Source organism: Actinoplanes sp. NPDC049316 (genome assembly GCF_040677315.1).
GTDB lineage: Bacteria > Actinomycetota > Actinomycetes > Mycobacteriales > Micromonosporaceae > Actinoplanes.
Window position 1 is genome coordinate 62,500 of record NZ_JBFAQM010000026.1, and the last position, 18,759, is coordinate 81,258.

18 protein-coding genes are annotated in these 18,759 nt (G+C 71.4%); 7 read left to right on the forward strand and 11 right to left on the reverse strand.

Going from position 1 to position 18,759, the window contains the following annotated elements; genetic code table 11:
- Positions 1-36: 36 nt before the first annotated feature.
- The 7 genes from rlmN to AB0K03_RS30680 form a co-directional block, all read right to left on the reverse strand.
- Positions 37-1,215, reverse strand: coding sequence for a 23S rRNA (adenine(2503)-C(2))-methyltransferase RlmN (gene rlmN / locus AB0K03_RS30650; protein ID WP_364691885.1), 1,179 nt, complete (start codon positions 1,213-1,215; stop codon positions 37-39).
- 34 nt (positions 1,216-1,249) lie between these two features.
- Positions 1,250-2,509 carry a phosphatidate cytidylyltransferase gene (locus AB0K03_RS30655; protein WP_364691888.1) on the reverse strand — a complete coding sequence of 420 codons (1,260 nt, stop codon included), beginning with the start codon at positions 2,507-2,509 and terminating at the stop codon, positions 1,250-1,252.
- Positions 2,509-3,066: a ribosome recycling factor gene (gene frr / locus AB0K03_RS30660; protein ID WP_364691891.1), complete on the reverse strand. Its 558-nt coding sequence runs from the start codon at positions 3,064-3,066 to the stop codon at positions 2,509-2,511. Before frr ends, AB0K03_RS30655 begins: the two co-directional genes overlap by 1 nt.
- Before the next feature lie 56 nt (positions 3,067-3,122).
- Positions 3,123-3,878, reverse strand: coding sequence for a UMP kinase (gene pyrH / locus AB0K03_RS30665; RefSeq protein ID WP_364692053.1), 756 nt, complete (start codon positions 3,876-3,878; stop codon positions 3,123-3,125).
- Positions 3,879-3,989: 111 nt separating this feature from the next.
- Entirely contained in the window at positions 3,990-4,820 is an 831-nt protein-coding gene (gene tsf / locus AB0K03_RS30670) for a translation elongation factor Ts (RefSeq protein WP_364691894.1), read from the reverse strand.
- Between the two features lie 80 nt (positions 4,821-4,900).
- Positions 4,901-5,755, reverse strand: a complete 855-nt coding sequence (gene rpsB, locus AB0K03_RS30675; protein WP_364691897.1) for a 30S ribosomal protein S2 — start codon at positions 5,753-5,755, stop codon at positions 4,901-4,903.
- A gap of 537 nt (positions 5,756-6,292) precedes the next feature.
- Positions 6,293-7,084 carry a hypothetical protein gene (locus AB0K03_RS30680; RefSeq protein WP_364691900.1) on the reverse strand — a complete coding sequence of 264 codons (792 nt, stop codon included), beginning with the start codon at positions 7,082-7,084 and terminating at the stop codon, positions 6,293-6,295.
- Between the two features lie 145 nt (positions 7,085-7,229).
- Between AB0K03_RS30680 and AB0K03_RS30685 the strand changes: the two genes are divergently transcribed.
- From AB0K03_RS30685 to AB0K03_RS30695, 3 genes are read left to right on the forward strand one after another with little or no spacing between them, the layout of a single operon-like run.
- Complete coding sequence (locus tag AB0K03_RS30685) at positions 7,230-7,589, forward strand: YraN family protein (protein WP_364691903.1); 360 nt, start codon at positions 7,230-7,232, stop codon at positions 7,587-7,589.
- A complete protein-coding gene (locus AB0K03_RS30690; RefSeq protein WP_364691906.1) occupies positions 7,590-9,128 on the forward strand; it encodes a YifB family Mg chelatase-like AAA ATPase in 1,539 nt (512 codons plus the stop codon).
- A complete protein-coding gene (locus AB0K03_RS30695; RefSeq protein ID WP_364691909.1) occupies positions 9,106-10,320 on the forward strand; it encodes a DNA-processing protein DprA in 1,215 nt (404 codons plus the stop codon). Before AB0K03_RS30690 ends, AB0K03_RS30695 begins: the two co-directional genes overlap by 23 nt.
- Before the next feature lie 146 nt (positions 10,321-10,466).
- Here the strand turns inward: AB0K03_RS30695 and AB0K03_RS30700 are convergent, their stop codons facing one another.
- Positions 10,467-10,652: a DNA-binding protein gene (locus AB0K03_RS30700; RefSeq protein WP_364692056.1), complete on the reverse strand. Its 186-nt coding sequence runs from the start codon at positions 10,650-10,652 to the stop codon at positions 10,467-10,469.
- A 1,899-nt stretch (positions 10,653-12,551) separates the two neighbouring features.
- Between AB0K03_RS30700 and AB0K03_RS30705 the strand changes: the two genes are divergently transcribed.
- Positions 12,552-12,857, forward strand: coding sequence for a hypothetical protein (locus tag AB0K03_RS30705; RefSeq protein ID WP_364691912.1), 306 nt, complete (start codon positions 12,552-12,554; stop codon positions 12,855-12,857).
- Between the two features lie 782 nt (positions 12,858-13,639).
- Entirely contained in the window at positions 13,640-14,044 is a 405-nt protein-coding gene (locus AB0K03_RS30710) for a winged helix-turn-helix domain-containing protein (RefSeq protein WP_364691915.1), read from the forward strand.
- 496 nt (positions 14,045-14,540) lie between these two features.
- Here the strand turns inward: AB0K03_RS30710 and AB0K03_RS30715 are convergent, their stop codons facing one another.
- Both AB0K03_RS30715 and AB0K03_RS30720 read right to left on the reverse strand, forming a co-directional pair.
- The gene (locus tag AB0K03_RS30715) at positions 14,541-14,996 is read right to left on the reverse strand and encodes a pyridoxamine 5'-phosphate oxidase family protein (protein ID WP_364691918.1); all 456 of its coding nucleotides are present in this window, start codon (positions 14,994-14,996) and stop codon (positions 14,541-14,543) included.
- A 49-nt stretch (positions 14,997-15,045) separates the two neighbouring features.
- Positions 15,046-15,636 (reverse strand): DUF6636 domain-containing protein, encoded by a 591-nt coding sequence (locus tag AB0K03_RS30720; RefSeq protein ID WP_364691921.1) that lies wholly within the window; start codon positions 15,634-15,636, stop codon positions 15,046-15,048.
- Between the two features lie 202 nt (positions 15,637-15,838).
- Between AB0K03_RS30720 and AB0K03_RS30725 the strand changes: the two genes are divergently transcribed.
- Positions 15,839-16,756, forward strand: a complete 918-nt coding sequence (locus AB0K03_RS30725) for a tyrosine recombinase XerC (protein WP_364691924.1) — start codon at positions 15,839-15,841, stop codon at positions 16,754-16,756.
- A gap of 210 nt (positions 16,757-16,966) precedes the next feature.
- Positions 16,967-18,151 carry an aminotransferase class V-fold PLP-dependent enzyme gene (locus tag AB0K03_RS30730; RefSeq protein WP_364691926.1) on the forward strand — a complete coding sequence of 395 codons (1,185 nt, stop codon included), beginning with the start codon at positions 16,967-16,969 and terminating at the stop codon, positions 18,149-18,151.
- Positions 18,152-18,222: 71 nt separating this feature from the next.
- Here the strand turns inward: AB0K03_RS30730 and AB0K03_RS30735 are convergent, their stop codons facing one another.
- Positions 18,223-18,669 (reverse strand): M23 family metallopeptidase, encoded by a 447-nt coding sequence (locus AB0K03_RS30735; RefSeq protein ID WP_364691929.1) that lies wholly within the window; start codon positions 18,667-18,669, stop codon positions 18,223-18,225.
- Between the last annotated feature and the right edge of the window lie 90 nt (positions 18,670-18,759).

Sequence of the window (18,759 nt, forward strand, 5' to 3'; positions counted from 1 at the left end):
TCTCCCAAATTCGCGTCCGCTGGGATCTGAGCCCAGTCATCGTGCCACCTCCGCGTGGGCGGCGGCGCCCCCAGCGTCCACCACCGTCAGCTCGCTTGCGGCCAGCTGGCCGCACGCACCGTCGATCTCCCGGCCCCGGGTGTCCCGGACCGTGGTGGCGACGCCCGCCTCCCGCAGCCGGCGGACGAACTCGCGCTCGACCGGCTTGGGGCTGGCGTCCCACTTGCTGCCCGGCGTCGGGTTGAGCGGGATCAGGTTCACATGCGCCAGCTTGCCGTGCAGGAGCCTGCCAAGCAGGTCGGCACGCCAGGGCTGATCGTTTACGTCCCTGATCAGGGCGTATTCGATGGAGATCCGACGACCGGTCTGCGCCGCGTAGTCGAACGCGGCATCGAGCACCTCGGCCACCTTCCAACGCTGGTTGACAGGCACTAGCTCATCGCGCAGATCATCATCGGGGGCGTGCAGGGACAACGCAAGGGTCACTGACAGCTCTTCGGCGATCAACCGGCGCATTGCGGGCACCAGGCCCACGGTGGAGACGGTGATGTGCCGTTGTGACAGGCCGAGGCCCTCCGGCGCCGGCGCGGTGAGGCGGCGTACGGCCTGGATCACCCGGGGGTAGTTGGCCAGCGGCTCGCCCATGCCCATGAAGACGACCCGGGACAGCCGCGGCGGGGATCCGGTGACCGCACCGGACGCGGCGACCCCGGCCAGGTAGACCACCTGGTCGACGATCTCGGCGACGGACAGGTTGCGGGTCAGCCCGGCCTGGCCGGTGGCGCAGAACGGGCAGGCCATGCCGCAACCGGCCTGGCTGGAGACGCAGGCGGTGATCCGGTCGGGGTAGCCCATCAGGACGCTCTCCACCAGCGCGCCGTCGTGCAGCCGCCACAGCGTCTTGCGGGTGGCGCCGTCGTCGCAGGCCAGCTCCCGCTGCGGGGTGAGCAGGGTGGGCAGCAGGTCCGCGGCGAGGCGGGCGCGGGCGGCGGCCGGCAGGTCGGTCATCGCCTCCGGGTCGCGCACGAGCCGGCCGAAGTAGTGCGTGGAGAGCTGCTTGGCGCGGAAGGCGGGCTCGCCCAGGTCGGCCACGGCGGCACGACGACCGGCCAGGTCCAGGTCGGCCAGGTGCCGCGGGGGCATGGTGGGGCGACGCCGCGTGGCCACCGCGTCGGGGGTGTCAGGGCTGGTCGGGATGACCGGAAGAATTGTCATGGCGTATCCAGTCTCCCACGTCGCGCACGCACACCTACCCCGGCGGCGCGATCAGCGACAGCAGCAGATAGGCGGCCGGCACCGCGAACAGGATCGAGTCGAGCCGGTCCATGAGCCCGCCGTGGCCGGGCAGGAGGTTGCTCATGTCCTTGATGCCGATGTCGCGCTTGAGCATGGACTCGGCCAGGTCGCCGACGACCGCGGCGACGGAGATGACAGCTCCGAAGAGCAGACCCCAGTAGAACGGTACGTCCAGCAGGAAGTACACGAGCAGTGCGCCGCCGACCGCCGCGGCGGTGACCGAGCCGGCGAAGCCCTCCCAGGACTTCTTCGGGCTGATCGTGGGCGCCATCGGGTGCTTGCCGAAGAAGACGCCGGCCGCGTACCCGCCGGTGTCGGACAGGACGACGGCGAGCAGCGCGCACAGCACGCGGCCGGGGCCGTCGTCGGGCTTCACCAGCAGCACGCCGAAGCTGAGCAGGAACGGCACGTACACCGCGATGAGCGCGGCCGCGGCCATGTCCCGCCGGAATCCCACCTTGTGCTCACTGAAGCGCCAGACCAGGGCGGCGAGCAGGGTCGCGAGCAGGCCGATCTCGAGCGCGTCGGGCCCCTCGTACCAGGCCAGCCCGGTCATCAGCAGGCCACCGCCGACCAGCGGAATCAGCGGCGGCCGGGCTCCGGTGACCTTGAGGGCGCGGACCATCTCCCAGATGCCCACACCCGAGGCGAGCGCGATCACGCCGAGGAACGCCGGCTTCCAGACCAGCATCGAGGCGAGCACGACCAGCACCAGGCTCGCCCCGACGGCGATGGCGGCGGGCAGGTTACGTCCCGCCCGCCCGGACTGCTTCTGCGGCACCGGCCTCCCGTCACGCCCCGCACGCCGCTTACCGGGGCCGCGGTGGATCGTCTCGGCTGTGGTCAACTCCCACTCCGCCTGTGAGGTCGAGGTGGCGGCGGTGGGCGCGGCCCAGGCCGGCTCGGCCGGGAACGGCGGCTCCGCGCGGTCCGGCAGCGACCCGGTCACCGGGGTGGGCGCGGTCGGCTGATGCGCCCAGGTGGGGTCGGGCTGGTGGCCGCCCCGGATCGGGCCGGTCTGTGGCCCCTCGTGTCCCGCGGCCTGCGGCAGGCTCCGCTGCGGCACGCTTCGCGGCGGTGGGGCGCCGCGGCCGGCCGCGGGCGGGGTGAGCCCCTCGGCGGGCGGGCGGTTCCCGGCGTACGGCGGCGGGGCGTCGGAGGGATCAGACGCCCGGCTGCCGGGATGCCCGCCGCGGGGCTCGAGGTACGACATCAGACCTCGAGAAGCTCGGCTTCCTTGTGCTTGACGAGCTCGTCGACGACGGCGACATACTTGTGCGTCACGTCGTCGAGCTCCTTCTCGGCACGCCGGCCGTCGTCCTCGCCGGCGTCGCCGTCCTTGACGAGGCGGTCGAGCTGCTCCTTGGCCTTGCGGCGCACGTTGCGGATCGCCACGCGGCCCTCCTCGGCCTTGTGCCGCGCGACCTTGATCATCTCGCGGCGCCGCTCCTCCGTCATCTGCGGAAGGTGGATGCGCAGCTGGGTGCCCTCGTTGTTGGGGTTGACGCCGAGGTCCGAGTCGCGGATCGCCCGCTCGATCGCGCCGAGCTGCGACTGGTCGTACGGCTTGACGATCACCATGCGCGGCTCGGGGACACCGACGGAGGCCATCTGCGTCACCGGGGTGGGCGCGCCGTAGTAGTCGACGACGATCTTGGAGAACATCGCCGGCGTGGCACGGCCCGTACGGATCGCGGCGAACTCCTCCTTGGCGTGCTCGACCGCGCTCTCCATCTTCTCTTCGGCCTCGAAGAGGATCTCATCGATCACCGCTCCGTCGCCTCCTTGCTTCTCGTCATGCGTCCGATGGTGGTTGTGGCGCGGGATCAGGCGGTGATCAAGGTACCGATCTTGTCGCCGCTGACGGCTCGGACGATCGTGTCGTCACCCTGGGCCCCGAAGACGAGCATCGGCAGGCCGTTCTCCTCGCAGAGGCTGAAGGCCGCCTGGTCGGCGACGCGCAGGCCCTGCTGCAGCACGCCGGCGAAGGTGATGTGGTCGATCTTGCGAGCGTCGGGGTCGGTCCGCGGGTCCGCGGTGTAGACGCCGTCCACGCCGTTCTTGCTCATCAGCACGAGATCCGCGTGGATCTCCAGGGCGCGCTGCGCGGTGACCGTGTCGGTGGAGAAGTACGGCATCCCGGCGCCCGCGCCGAAGATCACCACGCGGCCCTTCTCGAGGTGCCGGATCGCGCGCAGCGGGATGTACGGCTCGGCGACCTGGGCCATCGTGATCGCGGTCTGCACCCGCGTCTCGATGCCCTCCTTCTCGAGGAAGTCCTGCAGGGCCAGACAGTTCATGACCGTGCCGAGCATGCCCATGTAGTCGGCGCGGTTGCGGTCCATGCCGCGTTTCTGCAGCTCGGCGCCGCGGAAGAAGTTGCCGCCGCCCACCACGACCGCGACCTGTACGCCGCGACGGGTCACGGTGGCGATCTGCCGGGCGATGCCCTGCACGACGTCGGGGTCGACGCCGACCGCGCCGCCGCCGAAGACCTCGCCGGAGAGCTTGAGGACGACCCGCCGGGGCCGATCGGGTCGCGGCGCCGGGACCTCGCCCACCGCGACAGTCTGCTCGGTCACCATCGTCATGCCGACCCCGCCCTTCCTTCGCTAACAGGAGACCTTATGTGACGGGGAGGCCGGGCGCTCATGTCGCGTCCCGGCCTCCCGCGCAGTGCGCTGGCGCCTGGATTACTCCTGGCCGACCTCGAACCGGACGAAGCGCGTGACCTCGATGCCGGCCTCGGCCGCGACCTGCTTGACCGTCTTCTTGTTGTCGGTGACCGACGGCTGCTCGAGCAGGACGAAGTCCTTGAAGAAGGAGTTCACCCGGCCCTCGACGATCTTGGGCAGCGCCTGCTCCGGCTTGCCCTCCTCGCGCGCGGTCTCCTCGGCGATGCGGCGCTCGTTCTCGACCGTCTCGGCGGGAACCTCGTCGCGGGTGAGGAACTTCGGACGCATCGCGGCGATCTGCATGCCGACGGCACGGGCGTCGTCGATGCCGGCCTCGTCGTCCTTGCCGGCGTACTGCACCAGGACGCCCACCTGCGGCGGCAGGTCCTGGGCCTTGCGGTGCAGGTAGACCGCGACGTTGCCGTCCAACTCGGCGAAGCGGTTCACCACGATCTTCTCGCCGATCTTGGCGGAGAAGTCCTGGATCACGTCGGCGACGGCGCGGCCGTCCTCGAGCTTCGAACCGAGCAGCGCGGCGGCGTCCGCGGCCTTGGTCTTGGAGCCGTGCTCGACCAGCTGCTGACCCAGCGCGACGAAGTCGGGGGTCTTGGCGACGAAGTCGGTCTCGCAGTTGAGCTCGAGCAGCGCCTTGCCGGAGTGGCTGACGATGCCGTTCGCGGCGGTACGGCCGGCGCGCTTGCCGACGTCCTTGGCGCCCTTGATGCGCAGGAACTCGACGGCCTTGTCGAAGTCACCGTCCGACTCGTCGAGCGCCTTCTTGCAGTCCATCATGCCGGCGCCGGTGAGGTCGCGGAGCTTCTTCACGTCCGCGGCGGTGTAGTTGGCCATGGCTCTTCTCTGATCCTCTGAAGTCTCGCTGGCTGTCGGGCGACGCCGGCCACCTGAGGCGGCCGGCGTCGGCGAAGGACTTACTCCGCGGCGGTCGCGACGGGCTCGGCGGCGGCAGGCGCCGGCTCCGCGTCCGCGGCCTTCTTCTCGGCACCCTCGTACAGGTCCCGCTCCCACTCGGGCAGCGGCTCGCCGGCGGCGACGGTCGCCTCGGGCTTCGCGTCGGCGTCGCCCCGGTTACGGCCGGAGCGGGCGATGAGGCCCTCGGCGACGGCGGCGGCGACGACCTTGGTCAGCAGCTCGGCGGAACGGATCGCGTCGTCGTTGCCCGGGATCGGGAAGTCGACCTCGTCCGGGTCGCAGTTGGTGTCGAGCACCGCGATGACCGGGATGCCCAGCTTGCGGGCCTCGTCGACGGCGATGTGCTCCTTCTTGGTGTCGACGACCCAGATCGCCGACGGCACCTTCGTCATGTCCCGCAGACCGCCGAGGGTCTTGGTGAGCTTGGTCTTCTCACGGAACAGCTGGAGGGTCTCCTTCTTGGTGTAACCGGCGGCGGTGCCGCTCAGGTCACCCAGAGCCTCGAGCTCCTTCATGCGCTGCAGGCGCTTGTACACCGTCTGGAAGTTGGTGAGCATGCCGCCCAGCCAGCGGTGGTTGACGTACGGCTGGCCGACGCGGGTCGCCTGCTCGGCGATCGCCTCCTGGGCCTGCTTCTTGGTGCCGACGAAGAGGATGTGGCCACCCTCGGCGACGGTGTCGCGCACGTACGCGTAGGCCTTCTCGATGTAGTCGAGGGTCTGGCGCAGGTCGATGATGTAGATACCGTTGCGCTCGGTGAAGATGAAGCGCTTCATCTTCGGGTTCCAGCGCCGGGTCTGGTGCCCGAAGTGGACACCGCTCTCCAGCAGCTGGCGCATGGTCACGACGGCCATGGTGGGTTGCTCCCTGTTTTCCCTGGTTGTCACGCTCACCGGCGGTGGGCGTCCTGGCGCCCGGTCGCCGGCCCAGGGTGGGCCCGACAAGATCGGGACCAGGGAGGGCCGTCGCTGACGGCTCATGATCGAAAACCACACTGATCGAGCACGGCACGTGGCAGAGGGCGCGCGAGGTCGACCGCACGAGACGGTCGCCGCCGACTAGCATACGCCGTGCGCCGGACGGCCCGCTTCCGGGCGGGGTGCCGGCCCGGTTTCCGCCCGGGACGGCAATCGGCGTCCGGTTTGACCGATTCGCCGGACCGGCTCTCGCCGGCGCCCTCTCACCCGCAGGCCTCTCGCCCGCCGGCCACTCACCGCCGGCCTCTCTCGTCGCCCGGCAGGGGCCGATCCCTCCTCGCCCGGCAAGGCCGACCTCTCCTCGCCGGGCGGGGTCGGCCTCTCCTCGCCCGGCAGGGCCCGGCCTGCGGTGGGCGCAGGCCGGGCGGTCAGGCCACGGCCAGGCCGGCGGTCAGGCCACGGCCAGGCCGGCGGTCAGGCCACGGCCAGGCCGGCGGCCAGGAGCAGGACCAGACCGATGGGAAGGTACGCCAGCGGCGGACGCAGCCACGCCTCACGGGCGGCGACGCGACCGGCCCCGGCGAGGGAGTACATCCCGGCGCCGGTGAGCGGAAGACCAAGAGTCAGGAGTACGGCGGGCACGACGCCGCGCGCCACCGGGTCGCTCACGAAGGTCACGTGGACGAGCAGAAGCAGCGTGGGAACGAGCAGCACAGCGGTGACCGCCGCGAAGATCACAGCGGTGACCGGACGGCGCGAGTTGTAGACCCGCTCCGGCCGTGATCCGCCTGCCAAGGGGACCATGCTGGTCGGCTCGTTGTAGGCAGCACCCCCCGGAGCGGACGGCGCGGTGGTCGCATTGGGCGGCGCGCCGGCACCGTACGTGGTGGTCGTCGTCACGGTGGAGACGGCGGGCGACGCGGGTGCAGGATCAGCCGTGGAGGTGGGACTGCCGGTCGGCCGGATGGTCGGGTATTCGGGCCCGCGTACGGGAATCCGCATCGACCCCGAGTCGGCCGCCGAGGTCGCGTAGCTGCCGGAGGTCGTCGATGGATCCGCCGGCGCGTAGGCCGACGGGCTCGCGTACGGATCGGCGGGCCGCTGCTCGGGCAGCCGGAACGCGCCGCTGGGGCGCTCGTGCACCCCGGAGTCGTAGGGGTTCGACCCGGGCGCCGGGGCCGCGTACGACCCCGGCCCGGCCGAGCCCTGCTGCCCCGTGTACCAGCTGGGCTCCGGCTCTTCGGCGTACCGGCGATGTGCTTCCACGACTCCGCACCGTAGGGGACGCGGAGGCGTCGTGCCACCGCTGAGCCCCTATCACGTGACAACGGTGACTCAGAGGTTATCCACAGTAGCGTTCTGTCCACAGGCAGCCGGCCACCACGGCCCCACCTGCGCCAAGGTGTCCGCCATGACGAACGAGAGACAGGCGGTCGGCGCGTACGGGGAACGCGTCGCGGAACGCCACCTGCAAGATCAAGGCCTGGTGGTCCTGGACCGCAACTGGCGCTGCGCCGACGGCGAGATCGACCTCATCCTCCGCGACGGCGACGACATCGTCTTCTGCGAGGTGAAAACCCGCCGCGGCGACACGTACGGCACCCCGGCCGAAGCGATCAACCCCACGAAGGTCCAGCGCCTGCGCCGGCTCGCCGCCCGCTGGCTCACGGAGACGACCCTGCGCCCGAGAGAGGTCCGCTTCGACGTGGTGGCGGTCGTGGCCCATCCGAAGGGACCGGCCCGGGTCGAGCACCTGCGCGCGGCGTTCTGAATGAGCTACGCCAGAGTCCTCTGCGTCGGCCTGGTGGGCGTCGCCGGCCATCTCGTCGAGGTCGAGGCCGACCTGTCACCGGGCCTCCCCGCCGTGGTCCTGACCGGCCTGCCCGACACCGCGCTGCACGAAGCGCGTGATCGGGTGCGTGCTGCGATGGTGAACTCCGGGCAGGTATGGCCCAACAGACGCATCACGGTCAACCTGTTACCGGCCATGCTGCCGAAGCACGGGAGCGCGTTCGACCTGGCGATCGCCTGCGCCCTGCTGGCCGGAGCGGGCGAGCTGCCCCTGGCGCCGATGGAAGGTGTCGTCGTTCTCGGCGAGCTGGGCCTGGACGGAGCCGTACGCCCGGTCCGCGGCGTACTGCCCATGGTCGCCGCGGCTGCCGACGCGGGAATCACGCGGGTGATCGTCCCGGTCGGGAACGCGCGGGAGGCCGCCGTCGTGCCCGGCGTGACGGTGGGCGCGGTGGACTCGCTGCACCGCCTCGTCGCGTTCATCAAGGGCCAGGGGCCGCTGCTCGACCGGCCGCCCGTTCGGGACACGCCACCGCCGAGCGGACCCGATCTCGCTGACATCGCCGGCCAGGATCTCGGCCGGCACGGCCTGGAGGTCGCAGCCGCGGGCGGCCACCACCTCGCCATGATCGGACCGCCCGGCGCCGGCAAGACGATGCTGGCCGAACGATTGCCCTCGATCCTTCCACCGCTGGACGACGCGTCCGCCCTGGAGGTCACGGCGCTGCAGTCGATCGCCGGCGTGCTCGCCGCGGACGCCGAACTGGTCCGGCGGCCACCGTTTCAGGCACCACACCACAGCGCCAGCCTCGCCGCGCTCGTGGGCGGCGGGTCGGGCCTGGCCATGCCGGGTGCGATCTCGCTGGCTCACCGTGGCGTCCTCTTCCTGGACGAAGCGCCGGAGTTCGCATATCTGACCCTGCAAGCACTGCGGCAGCCGCTCGAGAGCGGCCGGGTGATCCTCGCCCGGTCCCGCGGTACCACCGAATATCCCGCCCAGGTGCAGATGGTCATCGCAGCGAATCCGTGCCCATGCGCGAATCCTGCGGGAGATCAGCATTGCCAATGCTCAGCGATCGCACGGCGCCGATACCTCGGCAAGCTGTCGGGCCCGCTCATGGACCGGATCGACATTCAGATCCGGTTGCAGCCGCTCGGCGTCGCTCAGCTCATGACAAGCGAGACGCCGGCTGAGCCCTCCGCCGAGGTGGCCGCTCGCGTCAGAAGGGCCCGCGATGCCGCAGCCGCCCGCTGGGCGGCCCACGGTTGGCGACTCAACGCCGAGGTTCCCGGCCCGCAGCTACGCAGACCCCCGTGGCGCCTCCCGCCCAAAGACACCAAGGCATTGCGCGCCGGCCTGGAACGCGGGTCCCTGTCGGCGCGGGGATTCGACCGGATCTTGCGCCTCGCCTGGTCGATCGCCGACCTGGACGGCCGCGACCGGCCCTCCGGCTCCGACGTGGACGAGGCCGCTCAACTCAGGATGGGAGAAGCCATTGACCGGCAAGCCGGACGTTGACCGCAGGCACGTCGACGACGAGGCCGATCGGCTGGCGCGCGTGGCGCTCACGTGGCTCGCCGAGCCCGGCAACCGCATCGTCTGGCATCTTGTGCAGGCGCATGGTGCGGAGGCCACGCTTTCGCGACTGCTCGCCGGGGACATTCCAGAAGCTGCTTTGCGTACGGCGGTCCTGACGCGGTCCGGGCTGGGCGATCCCCGCCGGATCGCGGAGATCGCCATGGGGCGGGCCCGCCGGCTCGGGGCGCGGGTGGTCGTGCCCTCCGACGGCGAGTGGCCCGTCGGGGTCGAATCGCTGGCCACTCTGGAGCTCGACGTCGCCGGAAGGATCAATCGCGACGTACGCCCGCCGCTCTGTCTATGGGTACGCGGCAGCCGGCCGCTCAACGACGCGTTCGAGCGTTCCGTCGCCATCGTCGGCGCCCGAGCCGCGACGCAGTACGGCATGCATGTCACGGGCGACCTCGGGTACGGGCTCGCCGAACGGGAGTGGACCGTGGTGTCCGGCGGCGCGTTCGGCATCGATGCCGCAGCTCATCGGGCGGCGCTCGCGGCGGGCGGCTGTACGGTCGCCGTACTGGCCTGCGGTGTCGACCGGCCGTACCCGATGGGCAATGCCGCCATGTTCGAGCAGATAGCGGACAGCGGCCTGTTGATGAGCGAATGGCTGCCCGGCGCCGAGCCGCTGCGCCACCGTTTCCTGATCCGCAACCGCGTCATCGCGGCCGCCACGGCGGGCACGGTGGTTGTCGAGGCGGCCGCGCGCAGCGGTGCGGTGCAGACGATGAGCCGCGTGGTGTCCCTCAACCGCCACGCCATGGTCGTACCGGGCCCGATCACGTCGGCGATGTCGGTCGGGTGCCACGAGTTGCTGCGCCGATATCCGCAGACACGACTGGTGACGAGCGTGGCCCACGTACTCGACGAGGTCGGGAAGATCGGTGAATACCTGGCTGAGCCGGCTCGCGGCCGCGACCACCTCCGCGACGACCTGGACGAGGAATCGGCGCTGCTGCTCGAGGCAGTACCGCGGCGCGGCGCGTTGGGGCCGGAACAGTTGGCCATCAAGGCGGGGCTGGGAGTGCGCACTGTCCTGCGCCGGCTGTCGCTGCTGGAGATGAAAGGTCTGGTGGTACGGCGGGACAACGGGATCGCGCTGGCCCCGAGCGGCAGGAAGGCCGTCGGCGCATGAGGTCGCGTGTGGTGCGCTTCCCCGGGTCTCTGCGCGTGGTGGTCCTTCGCACCGCGGCACGCCGCGTTCGCGCGGAGACCCTGTGGCTTCTCCGCGCCGTCCACGCGATGCTCTATCCGCGCGGTGGTTCCTTCGCGTTGGTCAGGTCATGCCTCCGCATCGTCGATGTCGCGGCGGTGGACCTTCATCCACGCCTCGACATCCTCGGCCAGCCAGACCTTGCCCTGCTTGAGGTCCGCTACCGGCGCGGGGAAATCGGCTCTGCTGGTGATCTGGTACGCGCGCTGGCGGCTCACCCCGCCCAGACGCAGGCGGATCTCATGCGCGCCCATGAGTCGGATCGACTTAGCCACATGATCGACCGTAGGCGCATGACTATTAGTCATAGGTCAACTTGGCGAAAGACAGCTAGTTACCCGTCAACTAGGGTTGTCGCATGACTATCCCGCGTCAGAGGAGCCCTCAGCAGGCTCTTCATCCACCCGTCCACAAACGCCTGTGGCGCAGCCTGTGGCGCCGTTGCGCCTGCGGGCACCCGGCCCCGTGCCCCGCGGCACCCCCGGCGACGACCTGCTCGGCCGGCTCGTCGGCGAACGGGGCCGTCCGCCGCCCGGCTGCCATCCTGGCACGAGCAACCGCCGGTTCCGCCGGCGCGGCGACGTCGTCTCGCCTGACTAGTCCGCCAACGGCCGAAGACGCCGGCATCAGCACGCGGCGGCACCCTACCGGATACGGACCCGGCGACAGCGAACCCACGGTAAAGCTCCCCCGCCAGCGACAACGTCCGGGTGGGTCCCGCGAGGCACCGCCCGCCCTCCCCGCCCGTCCCGCCGGGGCTTCTCAGGCCTACGCCACGCCGCCGGACCGCACCAACTCTTCTCTCAACGCCGCACGGGAAGACCTCGCATCGTCGTCTGGCCGCGCCGACCGGCCGGGAATTCCTCCAGCGGCGGCGTGGCCGCCTACGCAGTTTCCCCACATGGCGCCACCGACCCTCTCCCCGGCGAACGAAGCTCCGTACGACGACCTTCCCGGCGAGTGGAGACGCCACCCGCACGGCCTCTCCACCCCGGCACCGCAACGGGCCTCGCCTACCACCCCACCGGCACACCGTCCCCGCCACGGCACCATTCCACTCCTGCACCGCATCCACACCCATGGCACCCCGCCCGCGGAAAGCGCCCGGACTCGCCACTCCTTCGATGATCTGACCTCAGCGGACGCGCTTGCGCGTCCGCTGACTGCTGTGCCGGCCGAGAAGGGTCCGCTGACTGCTGTGCCGGCCGAGAAGGGTCCGCTGACTGCTGTACGGGCCGAGAAGGGTCCGCTGACTGCTGTACGGGCCGAACAACGTCCGCTGACTGCCGTATGGGCTGAGGCGTACGGACCAATCGCCGTTCCGCCGCCCGAGCCGGCAGGCTCCTACGCCACAGACCCGCCCGAGAGTCCTCGATCCCACGCCATGCGTTCGTGCACGAGTCAGCCGCGGGACGATCTCCGGGGCAGCACCCCGCCTGCCGTGTCGGTGGCGGCGGGCAGCCGGTGCGGGGTGCGCAGCGCATCGCGAGCCACCGATCCACCGAGCGGGCTGGCCGACGGGCCGAAAGTGCCACCGCTGTGGAATGCGCCGACGATGCCGTTCGCGCAGATCGGACGGGCCGGCGGCTTGACGCCGGCACAGGCCTTCCGGGCAGACCGGGGATTGGCATGACGATGAACGCGGCCAACCCGGCCCTCTTTCCGGAGTACGAGAATCCGGCCTGGCGGAACACAATCGGGTGCACGGCGATCCCGCGCAGGGAAGACGGCCACGAGACGGCCCCACTCAACAGGTTTCCCGCCCTGCCACCCTCAAGGAGGGCGACCTACCCAGCTCTGCCACTGTCCACCCCTCCCAGCCGGCACCGCAACACGGCCCGCTCAACCGCGCCGCCATCCCGGCACTGCAACGGCGCTTGCTCCGCTTTGCCGTCGTCCGCCTCTGGGAGTTCGAGCGACGCTGGATCATCCAAAGTCCCAGCTCGGCAGAACAGAAAGCCATTCAGGCGACATCGCGCCGCGTCAACCATGCGCGTACGAGAAAGTGCGGGACGACTCGCTCGACGGATGCACCTCGGCGTCTACGAGCACTCGTCCCCGGCCGCGCGGGATGCACAGCCCTTTCAGCGAACAAGGTCCTCACGGTGGCAGTGGCTCACCGGGCCCGAAGTGGCTGCGCGGTGGGGCCGCCCGTGGTGAAGCCGTCCGAGGACATGCCGTGGCCGGCCATCACTCATGTCGGCGTCGGTCCGCGATGGGATTGCGTCGCCTGCGCACAACCGTGGCCGTGCGCTCAGGCCAAAGAGGAGCTGCTGGTCGAGTTCAAGCGGTTCCCGTCGAGCCTGACGATCTACATGTCCGCGTACCTGTCGCAGGCGATCGAGGATTACAGCGCGCACGGCGGGCTGCCGCCGCCCGATCTCTGGGACCGATTCCTCGGATGGGTTCGGTCCGGACGCTACGTACCGGATCACAAGCCGGCCGGGGATCCGCCCTGACCGCGGAAACAGCGAGGCACCGCAACACCAACCAGCGATCGCATTCCGAGAAGTCGGTAGCAGCGTCAGCAAGTCAGGCGTTCCTTCCGGAGCGCGTTCGCCGTACGACACGCATCTCGAGCACGTCACGTGTAGCGCTCCCCCGGCAACGGGCCTGCCTCCGGCAGTGATGCGTTCGTGCAAGCCCAGCAGGTCAGCCGACTCGCCGACCTCACGTGTCCACAGAGTCTGAGCCCCGACGGATGCAGAGGAGCCAGGAACCCGCGATGCTCGACCAGCCAGCTGTGGCCCGATGCTCAGGCCGTACGGAACGCGGCAGCAAGACCCTGGTCCGCAAGCTGACGGGCGACGCAGGGCCAGCAGCCACCACAGGTTGCGCACAGGCCGGCCGGTCCGAGGCGATGGTCGCGGCGAAGGCCGCATGCCAGGCGCCAGAGCAGGGGATCAGCACCGGCGGGTGGGTCCGCGGGCAACTGCCCGTCCTCCCGAAACGGGGCAGGACGACGCCCGAACGCCCGCGACAGATCACCGGCCCGGCACGGCCCCGCCGCACGCCCGCCGACTGGTTCTGCAAGCCGCGGGTCATCCCTGTGCGACACCGGCGCTCCCGGACGACGATTCGGTGATGGGCAGACGGCGGCCGGGACCTTGAGAACCGCCGACCGCCGCCGCCTTGCACCACGCGATCAAGCTCGGCCTTCTCAGCGTGGCGCAAAGATAGTACCGACATCCCGTCGTACGTACAATGCTATGGAGCATCGTGACCACGTACGGTGTCAGCCATGATCGATCCCTCGGCCGACCGCGCGGTCTTCCGCCAGCTCGCCGATCTGTTGCGGAACCAGATCGAGTCCGGCGAGCTGGGCCCGGGTGAGCCGCTGCCGAGCGAACTGCGCCTGGCACAGGAGTACGGCATCAGCCGCACCACGGTCCGGCAGGCCATCGGTCAGCTCCGCACCGAAGGCCTCGTCACGGTGGACCGCCCCCGTGGCACGTTCGTCCGCGTACCCGAGCCCACCGAAATCGTGACCCTCGGCCGGGGAGAGAAGGTGAGCGCCCGCATGCCCACCGACGCGGAACGTCGCACCCACCGTCTGGGCGAAGAGGTGCCGGTGCTGGTGGTCACCGCCGCCGACGGCCAGACCACCGTCTACCCGGCGGACCGGGTGCAGCTCACCCGCCCCTGACCGACCACCCCGCGGCCCGGACTCCCGCCAGCCGCGCGGCCGTCGACGCCAGCGACCCGCGATTGAACCAGGCGCGAGGGAGTACCACAGCCGGGTGACGCGAGCAGCGAACGTGAGCCAGGCTCCCGCGTTGAAGCCGGCACGAGGCAGTGCCACAAAGGGGCAACGCGACCTGCGAACGCGAGTAGAACCCTCGCGTTGGGGCGGCGCGAGACAGCCGCGCTCGGCCCAACCCCACGCTCGGCCTGGGCCCCGGCCCAACCCCACGCTCGGCCTGGGCCCCGGCCCAACCCCACGCTCGGCCTGGGCCCCGGCCCAACCCCACGCTCGGCCTCAGCCCCGGCCCGACCCCACGCGCGGCCTCAGCCCCGGCCCGACCCCACGCGCGGCCTGAGCTTCGGCCCAGCCCCGACCCCGCGCTCGGGCCGATCTCCGCCCAGGAAACCGAGCAGGAACGCCGGCCGAGATCAAGCAACTGGCATCGCGAACCCCGCCCCTACTCGCGCGTCCGGCGGCGGTAGCCGTGCGCCGCATCCCACGATTCGATGACCAGGTGGTCGGCCGGGTCGCCCACGTACGTCAGTGACACCTCCCTGATGTCGACGCGGAAGAAGCCCGCTCCGGGATGCTCCTCCTTGGCCGGGATCTCGACGGCAGTGCCCGCGAGCTTGGCGTCGCCGGGCCACTGTTCCGGGTGGTCGGCGGGAGGCTCGAGGGTGGGGCTGTGGATCGCGATGCGGGGGTCTCGGCGGATGTCGAGGAGTTTCATCGACGCGCCCATCGAGCCGAAGGTCGTCTCGCCGTCGGCGAATGCCAGCTCGGTGCCGCTGATGCGGGGTGAGCCGTCGCGGCGGAGGGTGGCGATGGTCTTGTTGGTGCCCGCCTCGAAGCGGGCCTTCACCTTGGCGGCGAACTCCGGGTGGTCCTTCTCGATCTCGTGCCAGCTGGCCATGGGTCCGACCCTAGAAGAGGGGTACGACAAGACCGCAGGCCGGCGAGTCTCAGAACAGGTCGTACTTTTCCTTCGCAAGCCGGAACCCGTGCCCGGTGGTGGTGTTCTCGCAGCGCATGCCCGTACTTTCGCTGTCGCACCGGATCGGGCCCGCTTTGAGCGAGCGACCGTACTCGAGTTCGTCCTTCGCGCCGAGGACCGTGTCGCCGGCGCAGGTGAAGGTCGCTTCTCCGGCTCTGCCGACCGTGACGCCGAAACCCCAGTCGAGGGTGCACGAGGCCGGGGCCGGCGGCGGCGACCAGGACTTCTCGGCTATGTCGCACCGGGCCGCCTCCGCGGTCAGGTAGCAGCCGATGTTCCCCGACGGGGAGGCGAACGCCGCCTCGGTGACCACGGTCGGCGCCGCTGTTGTCGTGGCAGGAGCGGGGCGGGACGGGCCGGTCGGTGCCGGCGCGTCACCCAGGCCGTCGTTGGAGGCCGCGGTCGGCGTGGCGCCTTCGTTGCGCGTACCCGATGGGCTTGAGCAGGCGACCAAGGCGGCGATCAGCGCGACCGAAGCACCCAGGGCGGCCCGCCGGAAGCCGGGCGCGCGGCCCGCCGGCAGTGGGCGCGATGCCGCGCGGCCCGCGGTCGAAGCCATGTCAATCCCCCGTCACCTTTTCATCCGGGCCGGACACCACCCGACGCCGGCGCACGCGGAGGCGAAGGAACCGGCCTGATGGGGAATCATAGGCACGTGGAGCAACGCCGATGACCTCGCACGCAGCCCCGGAGGACCGTCCGCGGCCCGGGGAGAGCAGCTGCGCCGGTGGCACGGCGCTGCAGAAGCGCGCGAGGCACCGATGAGCACCCGCGCGACCCATGAGGCGTTGCCGCCGGCCATGCGGGAGGCGGTGGACGAGTTCGGGCTGCACCTGGCTCGCGTGGAGAACCGGTCGGCTCACACCGTCCGGGCGTACGTCGGTGACGTGGTGTCGCTGCTCGACCATGCCGTGCGGGCCGGGTGCGGCGCTCCCGGCGACCTCGACATCACCGTGCTGCGCGGATGGCTGGCCGAGCGGATGGCCGCCGGCGCCGCGCGCACGTCGCAGGCCCGGCGGGCCGCGGCCGCGCGGATCTTCACCGCCTGGGCGCACCGGCAGGGCCTGGCGGCCGCCGATGTGGGCGCGCAGCTCGCAAGCCCGAAAGGACATCGCGATCTGCCGTCGGTGTTGCGCGCCGAGCAGGCGGCCGAGCTGGTCGTCGCCGCCGCCGACCCGCACGGCGTACGCGACAGAGCGGTCCTGGAGCTGCTCTATGCGACCGGCGTACGGGTGAGCGAGCTCTGCGGCCTCGACATGGCCGACGTCGACGAGGGGCGACGGGTGGTCCGCGTGTTCGGCAAGGGCGCCAAGGAGCGCGCGGTCCCGTACGGCGTGCCGGCCCAGCGCGCCCTCGACGACTGGCTCGCGCACGGCCGCCCGAAGCTGGCGCACGCCACCAGCGGTGACGCGTTGTTCCTCGGCGCACGCGGCGGCCGGCTGCAGCAGACCGTCGTACGCCGCATCGTGCGCGCCGCCGCCCTGGCCGCGGGCCTGCCGCACACCAGCCCGCACGACCTGCGCCACTCGGCGGCCACCCACCTGCTGGACGGCGGCGCGGACCTGCGGGCGGTGCAGGACCTGCTGGGTCATTCGTCGCTGTCGAGCACGCAGATCTACACGCACGTGTCGACGGAACGGCTGCGCGCAGCGTTCGAGCAAGCCCACCCGCGCGCCTGAACGGCAGCGACCGAAAGCCAAGGCCGACGAAGCGCCGACGCAGGCCGCAGCCCCGCCCGGGGAAGACGTCGCGCCGAGGCAACCGCAGCCCCGCCCGGGAAAGACCGCCGCGCCACCCGGGAAAGACGTCGCGCCGAGGCAAGCGCAGCCCCGCCTGGGAAAAGAGAAAGTTTCGCGAGGCCGGACGCCTCCGTCGCGTACGATCGCAGCGTGAGCGCCGGAGATCCGCCCCCGCCCATTCCGGGAGCGCGGCTCCTCTTCTCGATCGATCCCGGCACCGCTTATCTCAACCACGGCTCGTTCGGGGCCGTGCCGATCGGTGTCCAGCGGGCTCAGCAGCGGCTGCGCGACGAGGTCGAGCGGAATCCGATGTCGTTCTTCGCGGCGCCGGGGATCATCGAGCGGTTGGTCCACACCCGACGTCATCTGGCGCAGTTCCTCGGCGCGGACCCGGACGGCAGCGCGCTCGTGCCGAACACCACCGCGGGCGTTTCGCTGGTGCTGCAGTCGGTGCGGCTGCAGCCGGGTGACGAGGTGCTGCTCACCGATCACGGGTACGGCTCGAACGCGCTGGCCACGCGGCGGCAGTGCCGGCGGGACGGCGCCACCGCGCGGACCGTGGCGCTGCCCCTGGACGCCGGGGACGCCGAGATCGTGTCGCGGGTCCGGGGCGCGTTGCGGCCGGGGAAGACGAAGCTGGTCATGGTCGACCAGATGACGTCGCCCACCGCGAAGGTGCTGCCCGTGGCGGAGATCGCGGCTGCCGCACGCGAGCACGAGATCCCCGTGCTCGTCGACGCCGCACACGTGCCGGGCATGCTGCCGGTCGAGGTGGATCGCATCGGCGCCGACTTCTGGGTGGGCAACCTGCACAAGTGGGCGTACGCGCCGCGCGGCACGGCGCTGCTGGTCGTGGCGCCCGCCTGGCGTCGCCGCATGGAACCGCTGGCGGTGTCGTGGGAGCAGGACGCGGGTTTCCCGCTGTCGCTGGAATTCCAGGGCACGCTGGACTACACCCCGTGGCTCGCCGCTCCCACCGGGCTGTTCACGATGCGCACGCTCGGCGTGGAGGGCGTGCACCGGCACAATGCGGCGCTGGCGGCGTACGGTCAGCGGGTTGTCGGCGAGGCCCTCGGCCTCGCGCCCACCGACCTGCCGCACCCCGGCGCGGCGGAGGCCTCGATGCGGATCCTGCCGCTGCCGGCCGGCACCGCGACGACGCAGCCGGAGGCGACCATGCTGCGTCAGCGCATCGCGGAGAAGCTGGCGACCGAGGTGGCGGTGAACGCGTGGGGTGGCCGAGGGTGGCTGCGGCTGAGCGCTCAGGTCTACAACCGGCCCGAGGAATACGACCGTCTCGCGGAACGCCTGCCGGCACTGCTCGCGAGCGAGTAGGCGAGCGCCTGACCGGCCGCCGGACATCGAGACCTGAGGCCGGGCCCGGCCGAGGACTGCCCGCCTCGGGATCACAGCGGAAGCAGACGCACCCGTCCGGCACCGAGCAGCGTCAGCGGATCCAGATAGTCAGCACCGCGCCGCAGGCCCCAATGCAGGCAGGCTTGCGACGGGCAGCCGAGGTGGCCCGGGCTCAGCGTGCCGATCTGTTCCCCCGCCGGGACCGGGTCGCCGATGTGGAGCGGCGCGGCGGACACCGGTTCGTACGTCGTGCGCAAGCCACCCGGATGGGCGATGCTCACGACTCCGCGCCCGGCGATGCGGCCGATGAAGACGATCGTGCCCGCGGCCGCCGCCCGGACCGGGGTGCCCGGCGGGGCCTCGAGGTCGACGCCGCGGTGACCGGCCTGCCACGGTTGCGGCGGAGGGTCGAAGCGGCGGGTCACGTGGGGGCCGGCGACCGGCCACGTGGCGGCGAGGGAGAGCAGGAGCGACAGCAGCAGAGCCATGCCCGGCATCGTGCCGGATCCGGGCGGGCGCCGCGGAAGGGCTGTGGACAGCCCTCAGCCGCCGGAGCCGGACAGCCCTCAGCCGCCGGAGCCGGACAG